Raw genomic sequence first — 6,466 nt, forward strand, 5'->3', positions numbered from 1 at the left:
GGGCCGGCCGGCACCGGCCGTCACGGGCGTCCGCGTCGCGTTGTCAGTGGGCCCGGGTACTTTTTCTTCAGGGGAGGTGCACGGACCGCACGAGAGGTCCGGCACAGGAAGCGACCTGGGGAAAGCATGGGGAAGTACGCGACGCACATCGTCTGGGACTGGAACGGCACGCTGTTCCACGACATCGACGCCGTCATCGGGGCGACCAACTCCGCCTTCGCCGAGATCGGCCTGGAGCCGATCACACTGGAGATGTACCGCGAGCTGTACTGCGTCCCCGTGCCGCGCTTCTACGAGCGGCTGATGGGACGGCTGCCGACGGAGACCGAGTGGCTGGTGATGGACGAGACGTTCCACCGGCACTACTCCGAGCACCGGCTGGCGTGCGGGCTCGCCGAGGGCGTGGACCTGCTGCTGGAGGCGTGGCAGACGGCCGGCGGCAGCCAGTCGATCCTCAGCATGTTCGGGCACGACGAGCTGATACCCCTGGTCCGGGGCTTCGGGATCGAGTCGCGGTTCGTGCTGGTCGAGGGCAGGACCGGGCCGTCCGGCGGCACGAAGGCGGCGCAGATGGTGCGCCACCTGGCGGCGCTGACGGAGGTGGACCCGGGCCGTACGGTCGTGATCGGTGACGCGGTGGACGATGCGGTGGCCGCGCGGGAGGCGGGCGCCTCGGCGGTGCTCTACACGGGCGGCTCGCACAGCCGCGCCAGCCTGGAGACCGCCGCGGTGCCGGGAGTCCCGGTGGTCGACACCCTCGCCGAGGCCGTGGAGCTTGCGGGCGCCATGGTGGCGTAGGGGGACCTCCCGGGGACTCCGGTGGTCGGTGGCCGGGGACTCCGGTGACGCCGGCTCTCCGGTCGCCCTGGCGCTCCGGTGGCCGGGGACCCCGTGGTCCGGCGGGAGAAACCGCCCGGGCACGTCGCTTTCCGGCCACGCATACGCCGGCCCGGCAGTACGTTGTCCAGAAGGGCCAAGTTCGGGCAGAGGTTTTGTACTCCCACGGCCCATGACGGCACCCGTACCGGGAGCGATAGCCTTGCACCGTGATCAGCGCGATAACCCGCGGGGGCATCGAGGCCCCTGCCGTGCGCCCGGGACACTTCCGTGACCGGGCGGTCGCTGGTCGTTGCGGCCGACACTTGCTGCCGACTTCGTCCGAGAATGTCGACAACGGCACGGCCCCCCCTCATCGCGGTACATCGCCGGCAGTGACAGGACACCCCGCGTCACGGCGTTGTGCGGCTTCCACACAGTTCTTCCACGACGTCACGCAACGGCGCGCGACAGGAGCCAGAGGACATGCAGACCAAGCTGGACGAAGCCAAAACCGAGCTGCTCGCCAGGGCCGCCCGGGTCGTTGAGAGCAGCCCGGCCGGGGGCAAGCACCCGGTACGGGGGATCGACCCGGACACCCTTGCGGGATACCTCCAGCGCTACTACCTGCACACCGCCCCCGAGGACCTGATCGACCGCGACCCGGTCGACGTCTTCGGCGCCGCGCTCTCGCACCACCGCCTTGCGCAGACGCGCCCCCAGGGCACCGCCAACGTCCGGGTGCACACCCCGACCGTCGAGGAGAACGGCTGGACCTGCAGCCACTCCGTCGTCGAGGTCGTCACCGACGACATGCCGTTCCTGGTCGACTCGGTCACCAACGAGCTCTCCCGGCAGGGCCGCGGCATCCACGTCGTCATCCACCCGCAGGTCACCGTCCGCCGCGACGTCGCCGGCCAGCTCATCGAGCTCCTCGACACCAACGGCGACGCCCGCGGCAACGGCAAGGCCAAGGCCGCCGAGCTGCCGCACGACGCGGTGACCGAGTCCTGGATCCACGTCGAGATCGACCGTGAGACCGACCGCGAGGACCTGACGCAGATCACCGCCGATCTGCTGCGGGTGCTGTCCGACGTCCGCGAGGCCGTCGAGGACTGGGAGAAGATGCGCGCCGGCGCGCTGCGCATCGCCGACCAGCTGCCCACCGAGCCGCTCGCCGACGACCTGCGCGAACTGGAGGTGGAGGAGGCCCAGGAGCTGCTGCGGTGGCTGTCCGACGACCACTTCACGTTCCTCGGCTACCGCGAGTACGAGCTGAGCTCCGCGCCCGGTGAGGGCGGCATCCAGGAGGACGTGCTGACTGCGGTCCCCGGTACCGGCCTGGGCATCCTGCGCGCCGACCCGCCGCACCGCGAGAGCGACGCCGGGCACCCGGTCTCGCCGTCCTTCAACCGGCTGCCCGCGGACGCCCGCGCCAAGGCCCGCGAGCACAAGCTGCTGATCCTGACCAAGGCCAACAGCCGCGCCACCGTCCACCGCCCGTCCTACCTCGACTACGTCGGCGTCAAGAAGTTCGACGAGCAGGGCAACGTCATCGGTGAGCGGCGCTTCCTGGGCCTGTTCTCCTCGGCCGCGTACACCGAATCGGTGCGCCGGGTGCCGGTCATCCGCCGCAAGGTCGCCGAGGTCCTGGAGGGCGCGGGCTTCGGCCCGGACAGCCACGACGGCCGCGACCTGCTGCAGATCCTGGAGACCTACCCCCGCGACGAGCTGTTCCAGACGCCCGTCGACGAGCTGCGGTCCATCGCCACCAGCGTGCTCTACCTCCAGGAGCGGCGCCGGCTGCGGCTCTTCCTGCGCCAGGACGAGTACGGCCGCTACTACTCCGCGCTGGTCTACCTCCCGCGCGACCGCTACACCACCGCCGTCCGGCTGCGCCTGATCGAGATCCTCAAGGAGGAACTGGGCGGCACCAGCGTCGACTTCACGGCCTGGAACACCGAATCCGTCCTGTCCCGCCTGCACTTCGTCATCCGGGTCCCGGCCGGGTCCACCCTCCCCGACCTCACCGACGCCGACGCGGACCGCATCGAGAACCGCCTGGTGGAGGCGGCCCGCTCCTGGTCCGACGGGTTCGGCGAGGCCCTGGTCGCCGAGGTCGGCGAGGAGCGCGCCGCCGAGCTGCAGCGCCGCTACAGCCACGCCTTCCCCGAGGGCTACAAGGCCGACAACAGCCCGCGCAGCGCGGTCGCCGACCTGACGCACCTGGAGAAGCTCACCGAGGAGCCCGGCAAGGACTTCTCCGTCAGCCTCTACGAGCCGGTCGGCGCCGGCCCCGGCGAGCGCCGCTTCAAGATCTACCGCAGGGGCGAGCAGGTCTCGCTGTCGCGGGTGCTGCCCGGTCTGAACCGCCTGGGCGTCGAGGTCGTCGACGAGCGCCCGCACGAGCTGCGACTGGCCGACGGCAGCCGCGCCTGGATCTACGACTTCGGGCTGCGGATGCCGGAGCACATCAAGGGCGACGACGCCCGCGAGCGCTTCCAGGACGCCTTCACCGCGGTGTGGACCGGCGCCGCCGAGAGCGACAACTTCAACCAGCTGGTGCTCCGGGCCGGCCTCAACTGGCGCCAGGCGATGGTGCTGCGGGCCTACGCCAAGTACCTGCGGCAGGCGGGCTCCACGTTCAGCCAGACGTACATGGAGGACACCCTCGCCAACAACGTCCACACCACCCGGCTGCTGGTCTCGCTGTTCGAGGCGCGGATGTCCCCGGAGCGGCAGAGCGCCGGCCGGGAGCTGACCGACGGGCTGCTGGAGGAGCTGGACGGCGCCCTGGACCAGGTCGCGTCCCTGGACGAGGACCGCATCCTGCGGGCCTTCCTGACCGTCATCAAGGCGACCCTGCGCACGAACCACTACCAGAAGAACCGTCAGGGCGAGCCGCACGGCTACCTGTCGATGAAGCTGGACCCGCAGGCCATCCCCGACCTGCCGGCGCCCCGCCCGGCGTACGAGATCTGGGTGTACTCCCCCCGCGTGGAGGGCGTCCATCTCCGCTTCGGCAAGGTCGCGCGCGGTGGTCTGCGCTGGTCGGACCGCCGGGAGGACTTCCGGACGGAGATCCTCGGCCTGGTCAAGGCGCAGATGGTCAAGAACACCGTCATCGTGCCGGTCGGCGCGAAGGGCGGCTTCGTCGGCAAGCAGCTGCCGGACCCGGCGCTGGACCGGGACGCCTGGCTGGCCGAGGGCATCGCCAGCTACCGGACCTTCATCTCGGGCCTGCTGGACATCACCGACAACCTGGTCGGCGGCGAGGTCGTCCACCCCAAGGACGTGGTCCGGCACGACGAGGACGACACGTACCTGGTCGTCGCCGCCGACAAGGGCACCGCGACGTTCTCCGACATCGCCAACGAGGTCGCCGAGTCCTACGGCTTCTGGCTCGGGGACGCCTTCGCCTCCGGCGGCAGCGCCGGCTACGACCACAAGGGCATGGGCATCACCGCCCGCGGTGCCTGGGAGTCGGTCAAGCGGCACTTCCGCGAGCTGGGCGTGAACACCCAGACCGAGGACTTCACCGTCGTCGGCGTCGGCGACATGTCCGGTGACGTCTTCGGCAACGGCATGCTGCTCAGCGAGCACATCCGGCTGGTCGCCGCCTTCGACCACCGGCACATCTTCCTCGACCCCAACCCGGACGCGGCCACCTCGTACGCCGAGCGCCGCCGGCTCTTCGAACTGCCCCGCTCGTCCTGGGCGGACTACAACACCGAGCTGCTCTCGCAGGGCGGCGGCATCCACCCGCGCTCGGCCAAGTCCATCCCGATCAACGCGCAGGTGCGGGCCGCCCTCGGCATCGAGTCCGGCGTGAAGAAGATGACCCCGGCCGATCTGATGCGGGCCATCCTCAAGGCGCCGGTCGACCTGCTGTGGAACGGCGGCATCGGCACGTACGTGAAGTCCTCGGTGGAGTCGCACGCCGACGTGGGCGACAAGTCCAACGACGCCATCCGCGTCAACGGCGAGGACCTGCGGGTCAAGGTCGTCGGCGAGGGCGGCAACCTGGGTCTGACGCAGCTGGGCCGGATCGAGTTCGCCACGGCCGGCGGGAAGATCAACACCGACGCGATCGACAACAGCGCCGGTGTGGACACCTCCGACCACGAGGTCAACATCAAGATCCTGCTCAACGCCGTGGTGACCGAGGGCGACATGACGGTCAAGCAGCGCAACAAGCTGCTGGCCGAGATGACCGACGAGGTCGGCGCGCTGGTGCTGCGCAACAACTACGCGCAGAACACCGCCCTGGCCCTGGCCCTCGCCCAGTCGTCGAGCATGCTCCACGCCCAGCAGCGGTTCATGCGCCGCCTGGTGCGGGACGGCCACCTCGACCGGGCGCTGGAGTTCCTGCCCACCGACCGGCAGATCCGTGAGCGGCTGACCGCCGGCCGCGGCCTGACCCAGCCCGAGACCGCGGTGCTGCTGGCCTACACCAAGATCACCGTCGCCGACGCGCTGATCAAGACCGGGATGCCGGACGACCCGTACCTCCAGCGGCTGCTGCACGCCTACTTCCCCTCGGCGCTGTACGAGCGGTTCCCCGAGCAGGTCGACGGGCACGCGCTGAGCCGCGAGATCGTCACGACGGTGCTGGTCAACGACACCGTCAACACCGGCGGTACGAGCTTCCTGCACCGGATGCGGGAGGAGACCGGCGCCTCCCTCGAAGAGGTCGTCCGGGCGCACACCGCGGCCCGCGCGATCTTCCGGCTCAACCAGGTCTGGGACGACGTCGAGGCGCTCGACAATGTCGTCGCGGCCGACGTCCAGACCCGGATCCGGCTGCACTCCCGCCGGCTGGTCGAGCGCGGCACCCGCTGGCTGCTCAACAACCGCCCGCAGCCGCTGGCGCTGTCGGAGACCATCGACTTCTTCTCCGAGCGGGTCGGGGAGGTCTGGGCGCAGCTGCCGAAGCTGCTCCAGGGCAGCGACCTGGAGTGGTTCGAGACGATCCTGGAGGAGCTGACCGGCGCGGGCGTGCCCGAGCAGCTGGCCGTCCAGGTGTCCGGCTTCTCGTCGGTCTTCCCGGCGCTGGACATCGTCGCGGTCGCCGACCGGATCGGCAAGGAGCCGCTGGAGGTCGCCGAGGTCTACTACGACCTGGGGGACCGGCTGCGGATCAACCAGCTCCTCGACCGGATCCTGGAGCTGCCGCGCAACGACCGCTGGCAGTCGATGGCCCGCGCCTCGATCCGCGAGGACCTCTTCGCGGCGCACGCGGCGCTGACCGCGGACGTGCTGTCGGTGGGCAACGGCTCCTCGACGCCGGAGCAGCGGTTCAAGGCGTGGGAGCAGGCCAACGCGGCGATCCTGAGCCGTGCCCGGGCGACGCTGGAGGAGATCCACGGCTCGGAGGGCTTCGACCTGGCGAACCTCTCCGTCGCCATGCGGACCATGCGCACCCTGCTTCGTACGCACAGCTGAGCCGCCCGGTAGGACGGTGAGGACGGCGACGGCCCCGGAGCACAAGGCTCCGGGGCCGTTCCCGTTGCGGCGCCGCGCGGGCTACTTGCCGGTCTCCTTCTCGTAGGCCTTGATGACCTCGTCGGTGGGGCCGTCCATCAGCAGTTCGCCGCGTTCCAGCCACAGCACGCGGTCGCAGGTGTCGCGGATGGACTTGTTGTTGTGG

The 6,466-nt window shown here is 70.5% G+C and carries 2 protein-coding genes and 1 pseudogene; 2 read left to right on the forward strand and 1 reads right to left on the reverse strand.

Going from position 1 to position 6,466, the window contains the following annotated elements; translation table 11 throughout:
- The first annotated feature begins 126 nt into the window (after nucleotides 1-126).
- Both IG62_RS0135290 and IG62_RS0135295 read left to right on the forward strand, forming a co-directional pair.
- The gene (locus tag IG62_RS0135290; RefSeq protein ID WP_030813257.1) at nucleotides 127-798 is read left to right on the forward strand and encodes an HAD family hydrolase; all 672 of its coding nucleotides are present in this window, start codon (nucleotides 127-129) and stop codon (nucleotides 796-798) included.
- A gap of 504 nt (nucleotides 799-1,302) precedes the next feature.
- On the forward strand, nucleotides 1,303-6,261 hold the full coding sequence (locus tag IG62_RS0135295; RefSeq protein WP_030813259.1) for an NAD-glutamate dehydrogenase: 4,959 nt from the start codon (nucleotides 1,303-1,305) through the stop codon (nucleotides 6,259-6,261).
- An 81-nt stretch (nucleotides 6,262-6,342) separates the two neighbouring features.
- Here the strand turns inward: IG62_RS0135295 and IG62_RS46750 are convergent.
- Nucleotides 6,343-6,466 (reverse strand): annotated as a pseudogene (locus IG62_RS46750) (ABC transporter ATP-binding protein); the annotation flags it as partial.

This window comes from Streptomyces sp. NRRL S-337, assembly GCF_000720175.1.
Lineage (GTDB): Bacteria > Actinomycetota > Actinomycetes > Streptomycetales > Streptomycetaceae > Streptomyces > Streptomyces siderophoricus.

What these genes read in the sequence shown, in the direction of transcription:
- IG62_RS0135290 (WP_030813257.1), top strand. Translation starts at nt 127, where the DNA reads ATGGGGAAGTACGCGACGCACATCGTCTGGGACTGGAACGGCACGCTG.
- IG62_RS0135295 (WP_030813259.1), top strand. Translation starts at nt 1,303, where the DNA reads ATGCAGACCAAGCTGGACGAAGCCAAAACCGAGCTGCTCGCCAGGGCC.